This window comes from Phaeobacter sp. HS011, from assembly GCF_018101215.1.
Taxonomy (GTDB): domain Bacteria; phylum Pseudomonadota; class Alphaproteobacteria; order Rhodobacterales; family Rhodobacteraceae; genus Phaeobacter; species Phaeobacter inhibens.
Genome location: NZ_JAGEUF010000002.1, coordinates 115604 through 133589 on the forward strand (window position 1 = coordinate 115604; position 17986 = coordinate 133589).

The window sequence follows — 17986 nt, forward strand, 5'->3', positions numbered from 1 at the left end:
TTCAGACCGCGATGGATGCGGTCACAGCGATTTGCCGAACACCCGAGGCACCCAGAGGTACGGCAATCCGGACGACGGAGAGAGACGACGATGAAGATGATTTTTGCAGGATGTGCGATGCTTGTGACTGTTGCTGCGTGTAGCAATAGCTTTGATGAACCGCTCCTGACAGACGGCCCCAAACAGGTTGGATATGAGGCAGATCTGGGGGCATGCCGGGCCTTGGCGGAAGGGCATACCGAAAAGACGCTGCAATCCGGTGCTGTCACAGGTGCGGTGATTGGCGGCATCATTGGTGCCGTGGACAGCAAGGACGGCGACCGCGCGGATGATGCGCTGGTTGGCGCGGTGCTTGGCGGTGGCGTTGGCGCCCTTGAGGGGCAGAGCGAGCGGGATGAACAGCGGCGCACCATTCTGATCCGCTGTATGCAGGGACGTGGGCATCGCGTTCTGGCATGACGCCAAGACCCGGCGCTGTACCGCTATGGCTTGCGGCGTCGGGGGGCATATGCTCGGATGCGATCAGTCAAAATCGGGCATGACCCGACTTCAGCACCTAGGGGCCGTTTCGGCGGACCTTTGGTCGCTCTCCCGAAACTGGCGGTGGCTTGATGCGAATACTCTTGCTGGAAGATGATCCCGAAATCGGGACCTGGACGGTCAAGGGCCTCACGGCCGCAGGCCATGTGGTTGATTGGATTGAAAACGGCCGTGAGGCGCTGCTGGCCGCGACGACGCGGGACTACGATGTGCTGGTCTTCGATCGGATGACGCCGGACTTGGACGGGTTGTCGGCGTTGAAAACATTGCGCTCGGCGCGCATTACCACGCCCTTGATCCTGCTCACCGCCCTTGGTGCAGTGGAGGACCGGGTCGAGGGACTTGAGGCCGGCGCGGATGACTATCTCAGCAAGCCCTTTGCCATGACCGAGCTTCTGGCCCGGATCACCGCCCTTGGTCGTCGCGGGCGGGCCGAGGCCGCAGAAACAGCGACGCGGCTCTCGCATCGCGGGCTTGATCTGGATTTGCTTAGTCAGACCTGCGCCTGCAACGGGACAACCGTGTTGCTGAACCCCAAGGAGTTTCGCCTGCTAGAGGTTCTGATGCGCTCCAAGGGGCGGATCCAGACCCGAGCGATGCTGCTGGAGCGGGTCTGGGATATCAATTTCGATCCGTCCACCAGTGTTGTCGAAACCCATATGAGCCGCCTGCGTAACAAGATTGAAAAACCGTTCGGGCTGGAGTTCATCAAAACCGTGCGCGGGTCGGGGTATATGTTCATTGATTAGATCCTTCTTTAAGCGCCTCTTCCGGATGAGTGCGCTGCGGCAGGCGATTGCCTTGTCGCTGGCCTTCCTGGTTCTGCTGACCCTTGGCGGGCTGCTTCTGGATGACGTCATCACCGAAGAATTCCGCGCCGAGACCGAGGAGGCTCTGCGCGAGGAATATCAGCGCATTAGTGACCGACTGACGCGCGAGGGACGGTTTCCTGAGGAAATCGTGACCGCCGAAGTCTTCTCGGACAGTGGCGTCGGCTATGCGGTGCTGCGGGCTGACGGCAAAGTTCTGGGACCGGTCCTGCGCGGCGCCTTTGACAGCCAGGGATTTGATATTCTTGAGGCCGAAGCCCTGTTTCAGCCTAAGGCGCTTGAGACGCTTGACCGGATCTTTGATCTGATCGACGAAGATGATGAGGAAGAGCTCTCCGACAGTGGACCCGCGGCCGAGGAGACCGCTGCGGGGCAGCTTGCCTTTGATGTGGCCTTTGAGAGCGAGGCGGATCTTGGCTGGCGGATTTACAGTGGCGCGGTTCTGGACGGACATCTTGTGGTCTATGCACCGGGCGTCAGCGCCTTTGGGTCCGATCTGACCAGCGTTATCTTGGTTTTTGTGGTCATCCTGTCGCTACCTGCGCTGATCATCGGGCTAATCTTTGGCATCCGGGCGCAGCGTCGGCTGAACCGGATCGGAGCCGGGTTTGACCGTATTGCGGATGGCGAATTGGACCTACGGCTGGCACCAAAGGTGATCCGCGACGATATTGACGAGCTGGCCGCGCGTATTGATGGCGCGACGGAACGCCTGCAAGCTTCCATTCGGCAGATGTCTGATTTTTCGGCCAATATTGCCCATGATCTGCGCACACCACTGACGCGTCTGCGGCTGCATCTGGATCAGGCCGATAAGGCCGAAGACCAGACCGCGCACCGGGAGGCCGCAATTGCGCAGATGGATGACATCATCGCCATCTTTGGCGCGATCCAGCGGATTGCCCGCATGCAAAGCCAGGGACGACGCGATGGATTTGCCGCAGTAGATCTGGGTGTGGTGGTTGAGCAGGTGCATGAGATTTATGAGGCGGTGGCACAGGACGCGGGACAAAGCCTGTCCTGTCGGATCACCAACGCCGCCACCATCCATGCCGACCGCAGCCTTATCATGCAGTTGCTGGCCAATCTGATCGAAAACGCCATTCGCCATGCAGGTGAGGGGGCCAGGATTGCCATTGACCTCTCCGGCAGTTGGCTTGTGGTGACGGATGATGGTCCCGGCATCCCGGAGGCTGAGCGGGGGCGCGTGCTGGATCCGCTCTATCGGCTTGACCGCAGTCGCAACACTGCCGGGGCGGGTCTGGGGTTGGCCATGGTGAAGGCCATCGCTGAACTCCACGAGGCTGAACTGGCGCTGATGTACAGCGCGGACGAACGCGGGTTGCGCATTGAGGTGCGGTTTCCTCAGCCCTGAGCGGGGGGGAGGCCATCCGGTGCCTCGCGTCTTGGCGCGGGTGTTTTTGTACCATTGTCGAAAAAACGAACTGCGTGACGAAAATAGCGTTATCGGTGCTGGCACTGCATTGCTACCAACGCGACACGGGGCACTGCCCGCACCAATCCTGATTGATAAAGACTGCCCACATGAAGTTAACCGGCCCTTTCCTGTTTATTCTGGCCACATTGATGATCGATGCCATCGGCGTTGGCATCGTGTTTCCGATCATGCCAGACCTGATGCTGAGGGTCGGCGCGCAAAGCACGGCCGAGGGCGCTTTGTGGAGCGGCATCATGATGTCAGCCTATGCCGCCGCGATGTTTCTGTTTGGCCCGATTGTGGGCAGCCTGTCTGATTCCTACGGGCGCAGGCCGGTTCTGATCCTTGCGCTGGTGACGCTCACCATTGACTATGTGATCATGGCGCTGGCGCAGACCTATTGGATGCTGTTGATCGGGCGCGTCATCGCGGGGATGGCGGGCGCGACCTATATCACGGCAACTGCCTATATTTCCGACATTGCCAAGCCAACAGAACGCGGCGCTGCGTTTGGCATGATCGGGGCGGCGTTTGGCATTGGTTTTGTGCTCGGGCCAGCGCTTGGCGGGTTGGCATCGGGCCTGCATATCAGCGCGCCGTTCTGGATTGCAGCCGGTCTCTCCGCTGTCAACGTGGTGTTTGGGATCGTTATCCTGCCGGAGTCCCTGAAACCTGAGAACCGTCGGCCGTTTGGCAAACGCGATCTCAACCCCTTTGGAACGCTGATCCGCGCCTTCGTCATTCCGGGGTTGGCGATCCCGCTGATCTGCATCTTTGTCTTTGAGTTCGCCAATCTGGTTTACCCGACGCTCTGGTCCTTTTGGGGCCGTGAGGTGTTTGGCTGGGATGGGTTTACCATTGGTGTGACCCTGTCTGCCTATGGCGTCCTGATTGCTGTGGTGCAGGCTGGAATCCTGCCGCAGATGACCAAACGACTGGGGGATTATAAAACCTTGATCATCGCGATGGTGGCGGCGGTGATCGCAATGATCGGCTTCGGTCTCGCCAGCGCAATCTGGGTTGTGGTGGTCTTTCTGCCGATTGCGGCCCTGTCCGATATGGCGCCACCGCTGATCACCGCCTTTGCGGCCAACCGGGTTGGCGAAGACCAGCAAGGGGTGGTGCAGGGGGTCATTGCGTCGCTGTCATCCGTCGCAGCCGTTGTGGCGCCGCTGGTGTTGACAGGGGTGTTCGAGCGATTTGTCGGTGAAGCCGAATGGTACCTCCCGGGCGCGCCATTCCTGGTCGCGGCAGTGCTGGTTCTGGCATTGGCGCCGCTGGTCTTGCGTCTCAGGGATCACGATAACCGGTCGTCAAACTGAGCATTCCCGGTTTGCGGCGGACCTGTGTTTCGGCATCTGCTGATCCAATCAGCCGACCATAGAGGGCAGCTATCGATCTGTGATCTGCCATCTATTCTGGCACGCTGATATCAGGGGAAAAGCATCTCAGACAGTTGCCAAAAAAAAAGGGGCTAGAGAGCAATCCCTCTAACCCCTTGAATTCTCTGGCTCCGGCGGTAGGGATCGAACCTACGACCAATTGATTAACAGTCAACTGCTCTACCGCTGAGCTACGCCGGAACGGTTCGTGCCGTATAGCGGCGCGATCTGGTGGCGTCCAGAGCCGTTTTGCGATTTTTTGGAAAAAAACGCATCTCCCCGGCACGGTCAGCGCAGATTTTTGAAGTGCGCGCCAAATGACAGAGGGCCATCGGTTGCAACCTGAGATTTTCCGGCAAGATCAACGAGGTGGGCGAAAACATTGCGCTCAGCGGCGACGCGTAGGGAAGGCGGGGTTTCGGTGTAGATCCGCGCTGTCAGCTCGGTGACGGTGGCGGGACCGGCGGTGAGTTCGGCAAGGATCGCGGCCTCTCGTCCCGTGCGGTGGTCGATCAGCCATGCAAGGCGGGCAGCGGGGTCTGTGACCGGAGCACCATGGCCGGGGTAAAACACCCGCCAGTCGCGGGCGGCCAGCCGCCGACATGAGGCCATGAAATCGGTCAGATCGCCATCCGGGGGCGAGACCAGAGAGCTGGCCCAGCCCATCACGTGATCAGCGGTGAAACAGGCATCCCCCCAAGCCAAGGCGATATGGTTGCCGAGATGGCCGGGGGTATGGATCACCTCCAGCTGCCAGTCGGGTCCGGTTAATGTCTCCCCATCCCGCAGAGAGATGTCCGGCGCGAAGTTGATATCGATGCCCTCGCCACCACCGGCCAGCCCCGCTTCGGCGAGCGATGTCATCACTGCGCTGCGCCCTGAGAGGGCATCGCCAAAGGCATAGAGCGGCGCGCCGGTGGCCTCTGCCAGCGGACGCGCCAGAGGGGAGTGGTCGAGATGGCTGTGGCTGACCAGAATATGACTTATGCGCTGACCCGGCCCCAAGGCCGCGAGAATTGATTGCAGATGTGCCTCATTCGCCGGACCGGGATCAATGACCGCAACATCAGTGTCGCCGAGCAGATATGTGTTGGTGCCACGATAGGTCATCGGCGACGGGTTCGGGGCCAGAATACGGCGCAATCCGGGCTCTAGCGTTTCGGCGATCCCGGCGGGGGGATTGAAATCATCGGGTGCCTGCATCAGGTCTGATCCTTGGTAACAAACGGGGCGCAGGGGCTGCGCGTTTTGCTTTTCAGCGGCGGGGTCGCGGGGTAGGTGTAGCGCATGTTCTTTCAATGGCTCAAACACTATATGCCGCGCAGCCTCTACGGGCGGGCAGCGCTTATTCTACTGGTGCCGATTGTGACGCTGCAATTGGTGGTGTCGGTTGTGTTCATCAAGCGCGATCTTGAGGACCTGACGGTCCAGATGACCCTGACCATGCTGCGGGAATTGCGATTGCTGGAGCAGACCATGGCGCCGGCTGCCAGTCAGCAGGAGGCGTTGTTGCTGGCAGAACCTCTGTTGCAACCCTTGCAGATGCAAATCCGGTTTCTGGAACCAGGGGAGCCGGTGCCGTTGGATCAGATGGGGCTCTTGGAATTTTCCGGGCGGGTGGTGCGCAATACGTTGCAGGCGACTGCACCGCAGTTCATTTCGGCCCAGTTCCCCAACACCCGCCGGGTACAGTTGGTGCTTGCGAGTGATCAGGGCCCGATGGCGCTGGTATTTGATCGGCGCCGGGTGACCGCGGCGGCACCGCACCAGCTGATCGTGACAGTGATCGCCTTTGGTTTTTTGATGACGATCATCGCCTTTGTCTACATGCGCAATCAGCTGCGTCCGATCAAACAACTCGCCGATGCCGCGCAGGCCTTTGGGCGGGGGCGGACGGAGCCTTATTCGCCGCGCGGCGCGAATGAGGTGAGGGCGGCCGGCAGCGCATTTCTGGACATGCGCGCACGGATCGAGCGGCAGATGGAGCAGCGGACCTTGATGCTCTCGGGAGTGAGCCACGACCTGCGCACCCCACTCACAAGGATGAAACTTGGCCTGTCGATGCTGGACGAGGAGGACGCCGAACCGCTGCGGCAGGATGTGGATGAGATGCAGGCGCTCTTGGATGCGTTTCTTGATTTTTCGCGTGGGGTTTCGACCAGTGAGCCGGAGGAGGTCGACCCATATGTGATGATCACGCTGCTGGTGGATGGCTGGCGCCGACAGGGTAAGGATGTGATGCTGGGTGAGATGAGCGGCAAGGGCAAGGTGATGCTGCGCGGGTCTGCGATACGGCGTGCGGTCCAAAACCTGATCTCCAACGCAGTACGCTATGGCACGCGGGCGCGGGTGTCCGTGGCCATGACCGAGAAATTTCTGCGTATCCGGGTTGAGGATGATGGCCCCGGTATCGCCGAGGCCGACCGGGCTGAGGCGACGCGCCCCTTCACCCGGCTGGATCCGGCGCGCAATCAGGATCTGGGCAGTGGCGTAGGTCTCGGACTTGCCATCGTGACGGATATCGCCCGCGCCCATGGTGGTACGCTGCGGCTGGAACAAAGCGCCGCCTTGGGTGGGTTACAGGCCGATATCGTGATCGGCCTGTAATACCCCTGTCACCGGGGCGCGCTCAGATCAGCTCTGATATCTCTACGCTGCGCCGCTCGGAAATGGAGATCTGTGCCGCCATCCCCATCAGCACTGCCATCCGCCCATCATGAAGGGTCACCTCTGCAGCGACGCGTTCACCGCGAACCAGTTCGAGAAACTTTTGATGCTGATAGAAAGTGGATCCATTGTGATCTCCGGCCTCAAGAAGCGCGGGATCAACCGGGATCTCTTGTGTTTCGGGACCTTTGGGACTGCGTGGCGAGGTCACCAGCTTCGGCAGCGGCGGTGCGCCCAGATGCGCGGGCCAGAACCGCCCCGGTCCGGGCACAAAGGCTTCGATCTTGCCTGTGGGGCCAACGGCGGCAATCTCCTCCTGATACTCCGCGCCTTCGGCAAACATGCACAGGTCCAGCATGGCGCGCGCGCCGCAGCGGAAGTCGACGATCACGTAGCCATTGTCGAGGATGTCAGGCACACCGTCGCTGTAGCGTTCATCGAGATGGTTCACATCCTGCCCACCGCTGGCCATCACTCGGACGGGCTCTGATCCCAGGGCCAGCCGCATCAGATCAAAGAAATGGCAGCATTTTTCAACAAAGGTGCCTCCGGATTTGGCGTCGAAGCGGTTCCAGTCATCGACCTTTTCCAGAAACGGAAAGCGATGTTCGCGGATGCTTAGCATTCTAATTCCGCCAGTGGCTGCTTCGACATCGCGCAGGAAGGCGGCGACTGGCGGCATGTAACGATATTCCATCGCCACCCAAACCGGCGCATCATAGCGCGCGGCAAAGGCATCCAGCCGCCCAAGATCCGCAAGGTTGGTGAACAGCGGTTTCTCGACCAGCACTGGCAGGGCGCGATGTGCAGCCAGCGCTTCCAGCTGTTCCAAGTGGCGGAAGTTGGGACTGGCAATCAGCAGGCAATCAAGGTCGGGGTGGCGGAGCAGAGCCTCAAGGCTGTCCATGAACAAGGCTTCTGGCGCCAGTTCAGCCGAAATCTCACGCATGGCGGCGTTCGGTTCATAGATCGCGCCGACCCGCGTGTTGTCCAGCAGGGCAATATTGCGCAGATGTTCCTGGCCCATCATGCCGCAGCCGATGATCCCATAGGTGGTGGGTCCGGACATGTTTCCTCCTATGTCAGGCGCTGCACATAGAGCGCCTTTTCCGTGTCAAACCAGGTGCGTGAAAACTCAACCGGGGCCAGATCCTGGGCCCAGCTTAGCCGTTCGATATATCCAACCGTGGTGCCGTGGGGCTTGGTGAATTGCGGGGGCGCCCAGTCGGGCACCGGCGCGAGCGAGACGCGATCCTCAGCGCGGCTGATCCAGAACCCCAATTGCAGCCGGTAGTAGCGATAAAGGGAATCAGAGAGCTGCGCGACATCCACACGGCCCGCTCCAGCATCCAGCCAAATCTCTTCAACGGCGATGATCGTGCTGTCCAGATAGCGCAATCTGCGGATACGAGTGCCCCGGGCGCTGGTGCCAAACTGCGGCAGGTCCTCAGGTTTGTCGCATTCCGTGACAGAGATGATATCTGCAGTTGGCAGGCCGCCGCCATTTGGTAGTTCCAGCCTAAACATTGAGTAGACGCTCGGCAGGGTTTGCGTTGTGCGGATATAGTTTCCCGATCCTTGAATGCGCTCCAGCATGCCCTGTTTTTCCAGTTCTGACAGCGCCTTGCGCAGGGTTCTTACTGTTGTGCCATAGGTTTGGGCTAGCTGCCGTTCAGGTGCCAGACGCTCCCCGTCAGCCAACCTCCCGGCCGCGATCTCGCGGGTCAGCGCTTCGCTGATCTGCAGATATAGTGGCAGCGCTGTGCCTGAGGTGCGGGGGGTGGGCATGAGGCCAATCGTCACGATAGGGAAATAATTGATACACCATTGATCTACATCAAGGCGCGGGTTATGCAAGAGTTAAGTTGCAAAGGATGAGGGAGAGGCCAATGAGCGTTGTTCCGGTAACATCTGCGGATCTTGATGCGGTTGAAGTGTCTTGGTTTGCCGCGCTCTGCTCCGATGACTACCAGTTCCTTGGCGTGCCGGATGGCGATCTGCGGTCCTCCTGGGCGCATTGCTCTGACATCGTGAAAGAGGCCGAGGCGCAGGGATTTCGCAATATCCTCTGTCCGTCGTCCTATCAGGTGGGTCAGGATACACTTAGTTTTGTGGCAGGCTGCGCGCCGCTCACCGATAGGATCAACATGCTGGCAGCGGTGCGCTGCGGCGAGATGCAGCCGATCATGCTGGCGCGCACTCTGGCGACGCTGGACCACATGCTGGAGGGGCGGTTGACCATCAATATCATCTCCTCCGATTTTCCAGGGGAGACCGCCGACAGCGGCTTTCGCTATCAGCGCTCGCGCGAGGTGGTGGAGATCCTGAAACAGGCCTGGACCCGGGATGAGATCAACCACAAGGGCGAGGTCTACCAATTCGAAGGGCTGACCACCGATCCGGCGAGACCCTATCAGACTGGCGGGCCGCTGCTGTATTTCGGTGGCTATTCCCCGGCGGCGCTGGAGCTCTGCGGTGAACATTGCGATGTCTACCTGATGTGGCCGGAAAAGATGGAAGATCTGGCCGGTCGGATGCAGGCGGTCCATAGCGTCGCGGAAACCTATGGGCGTACGCTGGATTATGGTCTGCGGGTGCACGTCATTGTCCGCGATACTGAGGCGGAAGCCTATGAATACGCTGATCATCTCGTGTCGAAACTGGATGATGCACAGGGCAAAGCCATTCGGGATCGGGCGCTGGATGCCACCTCGCTGGGCGTGGCGCATCAGGCCAAGAACCGCGATATTGCGGATGAATTCGGGTTTATTGAACCGAACCTCTGGACAGGGATAGGGCGGGCACGCTCTGGTTGCGGGGCGGCGCTGGTCGGATCCACCGATCAGGTCATGTCCAAGCTGGAAGCCTATCAGAAAATGGGCATTCGCGCCTTTGTTCTGTCGGGCTATCCACATCTGGAGGAAGCGCGGCATTTCGGGGCGCGGGTGATGCCACATCTGAAAACCTGCTCACTGCCGCATGAATATGGTCGGGTGCCGCAATCGACCCCGGCTACACCCTTAGGGAACGGAGAACGTCGTTGATGGAACGGATCAAGATCGCAGAAGGGCTGGAGTTCAGCCGTCTGGTCTATGGCATGTGGCGTCTGGGCGATGACAGCGATACATCAACCGCCCATGTCGAGGCCAAGATTGAAGCCTGTCTGGCGCAGGGGATCACCACCTTTGATCAGGCCGATATCTATGGCGGGTATGCCGGCGAAGGCATTCTGGGTCAGGCGCTGAAGGCAAATCCAGCTCTGCGGGATCGGATGGAGATTGTCAGCAAATGCGATATCGTGGCCCCGGTTGGGCGCTATGCGGATGCAGCGGTCAAGCACTACGACACTTCCTCGGCGCATATCACTCGTTCGGTTGAGACGTCGCTGATGGAAATGGGCATCGACCATATCGACCTCTTGCTGATCCATCGGCCGGATCCGCTGATGGATCATGTCGAGACAGGGGCCGCGCTGGACGCGCTGGTCGCCGCAGGCAAAGTGCGTGCGGTAGGAGTGTCGAACTTCCGCCCCTGGGATTGGGAACTGCTGCAATCGGGGATGAAGACGCCACTGGCCACCAATCAGATTGAGATTTCGCTCTCTGAGATCACTCCCTTCACCAATGGCGATTTGGCTTTTCATCAACGGCAGGGTCATCCGTTGATGGCTTGGTCGCCGCTTGGCGGTGGCGGCTTAATGACCGGCCGTGGCCAATTGGCTGAACGGCTGGATGAGATTGCCGCAGCGCAGGGCGTTGACCGCGCCGCCGTCGCCATAGCCTTCCTGCTGCGGCATCCCGCTCGGATCCTGCCGGTGTTGGGTACCAACAACCTGGCGCGGATCAAACAGGCCTCTGACGCGCTGAAGGTCGAGCTGGACCGTCCGACCTGGTTCAAATTGTATGAGGCGGCATTGGGCCGGGAGGTCGCATGATGTCTGCGCATGCAGGGCAGGGGAAACATAGCTTTGTCCCGGCGCCAGATAACACACGACTGCTGCGCGACGCTTTTGGTCGGTTCGCAACTGGTGTCACCATCGTGACAGCGGCGTCTGAGCAGGGTGTGGTGGCGATTACCGCCAACAGTTTTACCTCGGTTTCGCTGACGCCGCCGCTGGTCCTGTGGTCGCCAGACCGCAATTCGCGCCGCTTTCCCTATTTTGAGGAGGCCCGCCACTACGCCATTCATGTTCTGGCGGCGGATCAGGATGATCTGTGTTGGCAGGTTGCAAAAGATGCTTTTGGACTGAATCATTTGCAGCTTGCGCAGAACGAGAACGGCGTGCCGCTACTGGAGAACTGTCTGGCGCGCTTTGAATGCACCCGCTCAGCCATCCATGATGGAGGAGACCACGCCATTGTGCTGGGACATGTGGACCGCGCCACTATGCGCGAAGAAGGGGATGCATTGACATTCTACAAAGGCCAGATGGGCCAGATCGCCGCCTCAAGTTAGCGGCCGGTTGTCCGCACCGAGGGAGGTCGGGGCGGCACAAGGGGAGGAGAGAGACGCGATGACGGCAGTTCTATCTGTCCTGAATATACTGCGCCCGCTCAACACCGGCCTGCTTGCAGCCGGTCGTTGGGTGGGCGTTTTTGCCATTGGCCTGATGGTTCTGGCAATCCTGATTCAGGTCTTCTTTCGCTATGTACTGGGCAGCGCCTTGCCTTGGCCGGATGAGGCTGCGCGGTTCTGCATGTTGTGGATGACCGGCCTGATGGCGCCCACGGCGCTGCGCAGTGGTGGTTTTGTCGCTATTGATGTTGTCGATTCCCTGCTGCGCGGCTGGCTGTTTCATCTCTTGCAACTGCTGCTTCTGATGATTGGCCTGACCGTGCTGATCGTTGGGATCCAGATTGGCTACAAGGAGGTTACGGGGCTTGGCGGACGCTTTGCCACGGCCTCGCTCTACCTGCCGACCTCGCTGGGGTTCGACAACTGGTTCCGGGTGCCACGCAGCTGGATGATGCTCTCGCTTGTGGTGGGGCTGGGCCTGTTAATTCTGGTGAATATCGAGCTGATCCTGGAACGCATCGTGCGATTATTCGGGCAGGGCGATCGCCTGCCAGAACGCCCGGGCATGACCATCGGAGGGGCTGAGTGATGCTGATCTGGTTCCTGCCGCTGTTTCTGTTTCTTCTGCTGATCGGTCTGCCGGTCTTTTTCTGTCTTCTGGCCGCCCCCGGGGCACTGCTGTGGCTAAATGGGCAGGAGCGTGATCTGACCCTGCTGTATCGCAACCTTTATAACGGGATGGACAGCTTTCCGCTGATGGCAATCCCATTTTTCATGCTTGCAGGGGAGTTGATGAACCGAGGCGGTATCACCGTGCGGCTGGTCGAGTTTTCGCAGGCGCTGATGGGTCATCTGCGCGGTGGGCTGGCGCAGGTGAACATCCTGTCCTCCATCCTGTTTGCGGGACTCTCTGGTTCTGCCGTGGCGGATACCTCGGCGCTGGGTTCCATGCTGATCCCAGCGATGGAGCGTGAAGGTTACAGCCGGAAATTCGCGGCGGCCGTCACCGCTGCCAGCTCGGTGATCGGGCCAATCATTCCTCCATCCGGCATTATGATCATCTATGCCTATGTCATGGGCGAAAGCGTCGCTGCGCTGTTCCTCGCAGGGATTGTGCCGGGTGTATTGGTGGGCGTTGGCCTGATGATCATGGTCCGCGCCATGGCCGACCGGTATGAGCTGCCGGCCGCGCGGCGGGTGGTTTTCGACAGTGTTGAGATCGGCACGATGGAGCGCTGGTTCTCCTTTGGGCTGGTGCGGCTGAACCTTGGTCTGCTGCTGGCGCAGTTTATCCCCCTGGCCGACGGGGCCGGGCCACAGATGAAATGGCTGGCGTTCTTTGGCGCGGTGCTGTTTGCCCATGGGCTGATGCTGGGGCTGCGCCGTGTTGTCAGCCCGGCGTTCCGCACGATCTGTAAACGGGCTGTGGTGCCACTACAAACGCCTGTCCTGATCCTTGGCGGTATTCTGGCAGGCGTCTTCACCCCGACGGAGGCTGCGGCAGTGGCTGTGGCCTATGCGCTGCTGATCAGCTTTCTGGTGCTGGGATCGATGCGGCTGGCGGATCTGCCGCAGGTTTTTTCGCGCGCGGGGATCACCTCAGCAGTGGTGCTGTTGCTGGTGGGTGCGGCGATGTCGTTCAAGACCGTGGTCAGTCTCAGTCACGCGCCGGAGCAACTGGCCGATTTCATCCTGACGCTCTCGGAAAATCCGCTGATCCTGCTGTTCCTGATTAATCTGCTGCTGTTCGTCGTCGGCATGTTTCTGGATGCGGGCCCCGCGATCATCATCCTTGGTCCGATCTTGGGGCCGGTGTTCACCGATCTTGGCGTTGAATCAGTGCATTTCGCCATCATCATGTGTGTGAACCTGACGGTTGGCCTTGCGACCCCGCCGATGGGGCTGGTGCTATTTGTGGCCGCTGCCGTCTCACAGGAGCGTGTCACCACCATCGCCAAGGCCATCCTGCCGTTTCTGGCGATTGAAATAGCGGTGATCTTTCTGATTACCTTTGTTCCGGCCATTTCGCTGACCATTCCGCGACTGACCGGGTTTCTGAACTAAGGACGACCGAAAAACCAAATAAAAGAGCAACAGGAGGAGATAAGAATGCTCAGGAAATTGGCAAAGACAGTGGCCCTGTCAGCCCTGATGGCAGGCACCGCCCTGTCGGCCTATGCGGCAGATTACAAGATCCGCGCAACCGCGAATTCCAACGAGAATGACGAGGATTACGACGGTCTGGTGGTGTTCAAGAACTACGTCGAGGCGGCCTCAAATGGCGCAATCGAGGTTGAGCTGTTCATCGGCACGCAGCTTTGCTCCAACGGGGCGGAATGTCTGCAGGGCGTCGCGGATGGCTCGATTGATGTCTATATCTCCACCTCCGGCGGCGCGTCGGGGCTGTTCCCTTATGTGCAGGTGCTGGATCTGCCCTATCTGATGGCCGACGACCGGATCGCCGAACATGTCTTGTCGGGTGACTTTACCCGTGCCATGCGCCAGATGGCGCTCGAGGATTCCGGCGACTCCATTCGACTGATGACCATTGGCAATACCGGCGGCTGGCGGAACTTTGCCAATACCAAGCGTCGTGTGGCGGAACCTGCCGACATGGAAGGTCTGAAAATCCGCACTGTCGTTGCGGACCTGCCGCAAGAGCTGGTGAAGGCGCTGGGGGCCTCTCCGACACCGATCCCCTGGCCTGAGCTGTTTACCTCGTTCCAGACCGGCGTGGTCGAAGGGTCCAAGAACGGCATCACCGATATCATGGGCATGAAGTTCCCGGATGCTGGCCTGCAATATGTGACGCTGGACGGTCACGCCTATATGGGCGCGCTGTGGTGGATGTCGAACAAGACCTTCATGGATATGCCGGAAGACATGCGGCAGGTCGTGGTTGACGGGTTCTATGCTTTGCAGCAAGCGACCTTTGCCTCGCCCAAGCGCAAGTCGATCCAGGCCTATGAGGATTTTGTTGCGGGCGGCGGCGATCTCTATGTGCCCACGCCAGATCAGAAGGCCGCTTTCAAATCCGCTGCCGAGCCGGTTTATGACTGGTTTAAGTCCAACGTGACCCGCGGTGATGAGATCTTCACTGCATTGACGGAGGCCGTGGCCGAGGCAGAAGCCGACGTCAGCGCGGCTCGCGCGGCGGATCTGAATTGATACCGTCTTGAGAAATCACCGGGCGGCGCGGGGTCACCTTGCGCCGCCCGCCGGTCCCTCACCGGAATGGGTACATCCAGACCTTGTAGTCTTCGACCAGAACATGCGCCTTATCGATCTCTGCCGGGGTCATCTTCTTGACCACTTCTTCCAGGCTGATGGCCGCATCGGGATCGCCGCCGATGGCCGACAGCGTGTACCACATATAGGCGCGCACCAGATCGGGGGCGGGCATTCCGCGACCGATTTCATAGTACCAGCCAATTCCGGATTGGGCGCCCGGATGCCCCTTCATGGCGCTGCGCAGGTACCACTCAAACGCACGGACATCGTCCTGCTCAACACCCAGCCCCATGCCGTACATAACCCCGATCAGTTCTTCCGCATCGGCATTGCCGGATCGCGCCGCAGGCCAGAGCGCATCGCGCGCTGCCGCAAACTCTCCGGCCTCCATCAGATCCCGGGCCTGTTCGATTTCCGCCCAGGCTGGCAGAGGCGCAGTTATCGTCAGGCTGGTCATGGACAGCGCCACCGCGACCAGAACCGGTTTCCATCTCTTGCGCATGTGCTCTCCTGTGTCGTGTTGGCGCTTGGCCTTTGTGCGGGGACGGTCGTCGCAGAGGAAGTGCAGTTGCCGTCATCGCTGGGGCCCGGCGATTTTATACCCGTAGACCCGGCAAAGGCGGAACTGGGGCGACTGCTATTTTATGACAAGATCCTGTCGGGGAACAGAAATATCAGCTGCGGCACCTGCCATCATCCGCGTCATGGTACATCTGACGGGCTATCGCTGGGGCTGGGTGAGGGGGCTGAGGGGCTGGGACCTGCGCGCCTGTCCGGCCGCGGCGCAAACCGGGTGCAGAAACGTGTGCCGCGCAATGCGCCAGCACTTTGGAACCTCGGGGCGAAGTCCATCCGTGTGCTGATGCATGATGGGCGGATCAGTGCAGATCCTATTTACGGCAATAGCTTCAACACCCCTGCCGAGGAATGGTTGCCTGGGGGGCTGCAATCGCTGCTGGCTGCGCAGGCCTTATTCCCGATGACTTCCAGTTTCGAGATGGCAGGCAATGTCGGTGAGAATGAGGTGATAGGGGCCACCCGCGACCGGATTGATCTGGCCTGGCCGATCATTGCCAAACGCGTTCGCAGTCTTCCGGACTATGGCGTGGGGTTCGTTGCCGCCTTTGATCACATCTCGGCACCGGAGGATGTGGAAATCACAGATATTGCCGAGGCGCTGGCCCAGTTCATGGTGCAGGATTTCACCTCGGTTGATAGCCCGTTTGATGCCTATCTGGCGGGGAATGACACCGCCCTGACCGCGCGACAGAAAGCCGGGACGGACCTGTTCTTTGGCTCTGCCGGATGCAGCGGGTGCCATGCTGGGCCGCTGTTTTCGGATCAGAACTTCTACGCCCTCGGTCTGCCGGCCTTCGGCCCCGGTCGCGCGCGCCGCTTTGACCCTTATGCCCGGGACGTCGGTCGTATGGGCGAAAGCGATGATCTGGCAGACGCCTACCGGTTCCGCACGCCTATGTTGCGCAATGTGGAACTGACCGGCCCTTACGGCCATAATGGCGCTTTTCCAACGCTTGACCGGATGATCCGACACCATCTTAATCCAGTCGCTAGCCGTTCGGCGTGGACGCCTGACGATCTGCAATTGCCAGATGTGCCCTGGCTGGCCGCCACAGATTTTGTGGTGCAGCAGGACCGGTTCGAGATGGCGCGACAGTCGCGAGCCCGCGACATATATCTGCGCCAGAACCTCAGCGATCAGGATATCGCAGCGCTGGTCGCCTTTCTCACGGCGCTGACCGGCGAAAAAGCACGCGCACAGCAATCGTCTGTCCCCTCCGCCGTTCCCAGTGGCCTGCCCGTTGATGGGGCAAAGCGCTGAACGCTGGATGAGCCGCAACTCCGCGTGTGCTGCCCGTCGGCGCAAACGGACTGTCAGTGCCCAAGATACTCGCTAAGCGCAGCGCGGCAGCCCTGTGACCGGATCATGGAAAGCCAGTAAGAAAACCGCTCAACCACGCCCGGCTGCTCTGATAGATCCCCATAGATCTGGCTTTGCTGCAACCAGACCTCAGGGTTTTTCTGCGCGCGTTCCGCTGCGGATTTGCGGGTCTCCCAATCGGGGTCGTTTGGCGCGATCTCGCTGGCATCCTCACGCAGCCCGGTACACATCTGCGCCCAGAGCGCCTCCACAAGGCAAAGCCCGTCAATTGCGCCCTTGCTCCGCACGGCATCGCGCAGGATCGGCATTACAAACCCCGGATGGCGCGATGAGCCGTCATAAGCCACACGCCGCGTGGTGTCGCGGATTTCGGGGTTGGAGAAGCGGGCCTCAATCAGGGTGAGATAATCCTTCGGGGCCATCTCGGGTACTGCGATGACATGGGGCAGAATTTCTGCCGTCTGAACCTTGCGAAAGAAGGCCGCCAGCAAGGGATCTTTCATGCAGTCGGCGATGGTCGCGATCGACATCAGCTCACCCGCGTTGGCCAGCACCTGGTGGCCTGCGTTCAGTACGCGGATCTTCATGCTTTCGTAGCCGTGAACATCGTCGGTGAAGATGGCCCCGGCCAGATCCCAAGGAGGGCGCCCGGCACAGAATTCATCCTCAATGACCCAATGCCGGTAATTCTCATGTGTCACGGGGGCGGCGTCCTCAATCCCGTAACTCCGGGCCAGAGCAATCTCAGCCGGACCGGTGGCGGGCACGATGCAATCCACCATGGAATTTGGAAAGGCCCCGGTTTGATCGATCCATGCGGCAAGCTCCGGATCGGTCTGCTGCGCCAGCGTCACCACTGCAGTGCGGGTGATCTGACCGTTGCCCTGGAGGTTGTCGCAGCTTTGCACGGTAAAGGCGGGCAGGCCACGACCCCGGCGCAGCCGCAGCGCTTCAACAATGGCGCCAAACACGGTGCGTGGGCGGTCGGGCCGGGCAATGTCATGCCGGATATCCTCATGGTTGAGATCCAGCCCCTTGTGCTGTGCGTCCTGATAATAGCCACCTTCGGTCACAGTCAGCGAAACGATACGGATTGCGCTGCCTGCCATGCAACGGATCAGGCTGGCATTGTCAGCCTCGACCGGTAGGAAATCGATCAACGGCCCGATCACCTCGGCCGAACGCCCGGTCGGATCCAATTCGATCAGTGTTGTCAGACAGTCCTGTGCCAGCAGCCGATCCCGCATTCCTGCGTCGGCAGCGCGCACACCGGCCCCGATAATACCCCAATCCATCGCCAGCCCGCGCTGCATCAGGGCATGCAGATACCATGCCTGATGCGCGCGGTGGAAATTGCCAAGCCCGATATGGACGATGCCGGGGCTGATTTCGGCGCGGTCATAACTGGGCCGGCCAATCGTCTGTGGCAGTTGGCTCAATGTATCATTCGAGAGTTTCATGGCTGCTGCCTCCCACCTGTGTT

General features: G+C 60.2%; 17 protein-coding genes and 1 tRNA gene. 12 read left to right on the forward strand and 6 right to left on the reverse strand.

Annotated elements, in window-relative coordinates:
• Positions 1-90 precede the first annotated feature (90 nt).
• The 4 genes from J4721_RS04075 (at position 91) to J4721_RS04090 (ending at position 4130) form a co-directional block, all read left to right on the forward strand.
• Entirely contained in the window at positions 91-459 is a 369-nt protein-coding gene (locus J4721_RS04075) for a glycine zipper domain-containing protein (RefSeq protein ID WP_014874423.1), read from the forward strand.
• Between the two features lie 152 nt (positions 460-611).
• The gene (locus J4721_RS04080) at positions 612-1289 is read left to right on the forward strand and encodes a response regulator transcription factor (RefSeq protein ID WP_014874424.1); all 678 of its coding nucleotides are present in this window, start codon (positions 612-614) and stop codon (positions 1287-1289) included.
• Between the two features lie 25 nt (positions 1290-1314).
• Positions 1315-2745, forward strand: a complete 1431-nt coding sequence (locus J4721_RS04085) for a HAMP domain-containing sensor histidine kinase (protein ID WP_211002148.1) — start codon at positions 1315-1317, stop codon at positions 2743-2745.
• Positions 2746-2915: 170 nt separating this feature from the next.
• Positions 2916-4130 carry an MFS transporter gene (locus J4721_RS04090; protein ID WP_211002149.1) on the forward strand — a complete coding sequence of 405 codons (1215 nt, stop codon included), beginning with the start codon at positions 2916-2918 and terminating at the stop codon, positions 4128-4130.
• A 186-nt stretch (positions 4131-4316) separates the two neighbouring features.
• Here J4721_RS04090 and J4721_RS04095 read toward each other — a convergent pair.
• Both J4721_RS04095 and J4721_RS04100 read right to left on the reverse strand, forming a co-directional pair.
• Positions 4317-4391, reverse strand: a tRNA-Asn gene (locus J4721_RS04095).
• Positions 4392-4478: 87 nt separating this feature from the next.
• The gene (locus tag J4721_RS04100) at positions 4479-5393 is read right to left on the reverse strand and encodes an MBL fold metallo-hydrolase (protein WP_211002150.1); all 915 of its coding nucleotides are present in this window, start codon (positions 5391-5393) and stop codon (positions 4479-4481) included.
• Positions 5394-5477: 84 nt separating this feature from the next.
• On the opposite strand from J4721_RS04100, the gene J4721_RS04105 reads away from it, so the two are divergent.
• Positions 5478-6797, forward strand: a complete 1320-nt coding sequence (locus J4721_RS04105; RefSeq protein WP_014874428.1) for an ATP-binding protein — start codon at positions 5478-5480, stop codon at positions 6795-6797.
• Between the two features lie 22 nt (positions 6798-6819).
• Here the strand turns inward: J4721_RS04105 and J4721_RS04110 are convergent, their stop codons facing one another.
• Entirely contained in the window at positions 6820-7926 is a 1107-nt protein-coding gene (locus J4721_RS04110) for a Gfo/Idh/MocA family protein (protein WP_211002151.1), read from the reverse strand.
• An 8-nt stretch (positions 7927-7934) separates the two neighbouring features.
• Positions 7935-8645 carry a GntR family transcriptional regulator gene (locus tag J4721_RS04115; protein ID WP_211002152.1) on the reverse strand — a complete coding sequence of 237 codons (711 nt, stop codon included), beginning with the start codon at positions 8643-8645 and terminating at the stop codon, positions 7935-7937.
• Positions 8646-8746: 101 nt separating this feature from the next.
• Between J4721_RS04115 and J4721_RS04120 the strand changes: the two genes are divergently transcribed.
• From J4721_RS04120 to dctP, 6 genes are read left to right on the forward strand one after another with little or no spacing between them, the layout of a single operon-like run.
• Complete coding sequence (locus J4721_RS04120) at positions 8747-9901, forward strand: LLM class flavin-dependent oxidoreductase (protein WP_102858390.1); 1155 nt, start codon at positions 8747-8749, stop codon at positions 9899-9901.
• Positions 9901-10791 carry an aldo/keto reductase family oxidoreductase gene (locus J4721_RS04125; RefSeq protein WP_102858391.1) on the forward strand — a complete coding sequence of 297 codons (891 nt, stop codon included), beginning with the start codon at positions 9901-9903 and terminating at the stop codon, positions 10789-10791. The genes J4721_RS04120 and J4721_RS04125 overlap by 1 nt, the downstream gene beginning before the upstream one ends.
• Positions 10791-11312, forward strand: coding sequence for a flavin reductase family protein (locus tag J4721_RS04130; RefSeq protein ID WP_014879807.1), 522 nt, complete (start codon positions 10791-10793; stop codon positions 11310-11312). The genes J4721_RS04125 and J4721_RS04130 overlap by 1 nt, the downstream gene beginning before the upstream one ends.
• Positions 11313-11370: 58 nt before the next feature.
• A complete protein-coding gene (locus tag J4721_RS04135; RefSeq protein WP_027247474.1) occupies positions 11371-11961 on the forward strand; it encodes a TRAP transporter small permease in 591 nt (196 codons plus the stop codon).
• Positions 11961-13436, forward strand: coding sequence for a TRAP transporter large permease (locus J4721_RS04140; protein ID WP_102874426.1), 1476 nt, complete (start codon positions 11961-11963; stop codon positions 13434-13436). The genes J4721_RS04135 and J4721_RS04140 overlap by 1 nt, the downstream gene beginning before the upstream one ends.
• A 45-nt stretch (positions 13437-13481) precedes the next feature.
• Complete coding sequence (gene dctP, locus J4721_RS04145; RefSeq protein WP_061048289.1) at positions 13482-14540, forward strand: TRAP transporter substrate-binding protein DctP; 1059 nt, start codon at positions 13482-13484, stop codon at positions 14538-14540.
• 58 nt (positions 14541-14598) lie between these two features.
• Here dctP and J4721_RS04150 read toward each other — a convergent pair whose 3' ends face one another.
• Complete coding sequence (locus tag J4721_RS04150; RefSeq protein ID WP_076619778.1) at positions 14599-15060, reverse strand: tetratricopeptide repeat protein; 462 nt, start codon at positions 15058-15060, stop codon at positions 14599-14601.
• A gap of 111 nt (positions 15061-15171) precedes the next feature.
• Here J4721_RS04150 and J4721_RS04155 point away from each other — a divergent pair, with 111 nt between their 5' ends.
• Positions 15172-16443 (forward strand): cytochrome-c peroxidase, encoded by a 1272-nt coding sequence (locus tag J4721_RS04155; RefSeq protein ID WP_217621347.1) that lies wholly within the window; start codon positions 15172-15174, stop codon positions 16441-16443.
• 53 nt (positions 16444-16496) lie between these two features.
• On the opposite strand, the gene J4721_RS04160 is transcribed toward J4721_RS04155, so the two are convergent.
• Positions 16497-17963 carry a mannitol dehydrogenase family protein gene (locus tag J4721_RS04160; protein WP_211002153.1) on the reverse strand — a complete coding sequence of 489 codons (1467 nt, stop codon included), beginning with the start codon at positions 17961-17963 and terminating at the stop codon, positions 16497-16499.
• Positions 17964-17986 lie beyond the last annotated feature (23 nt).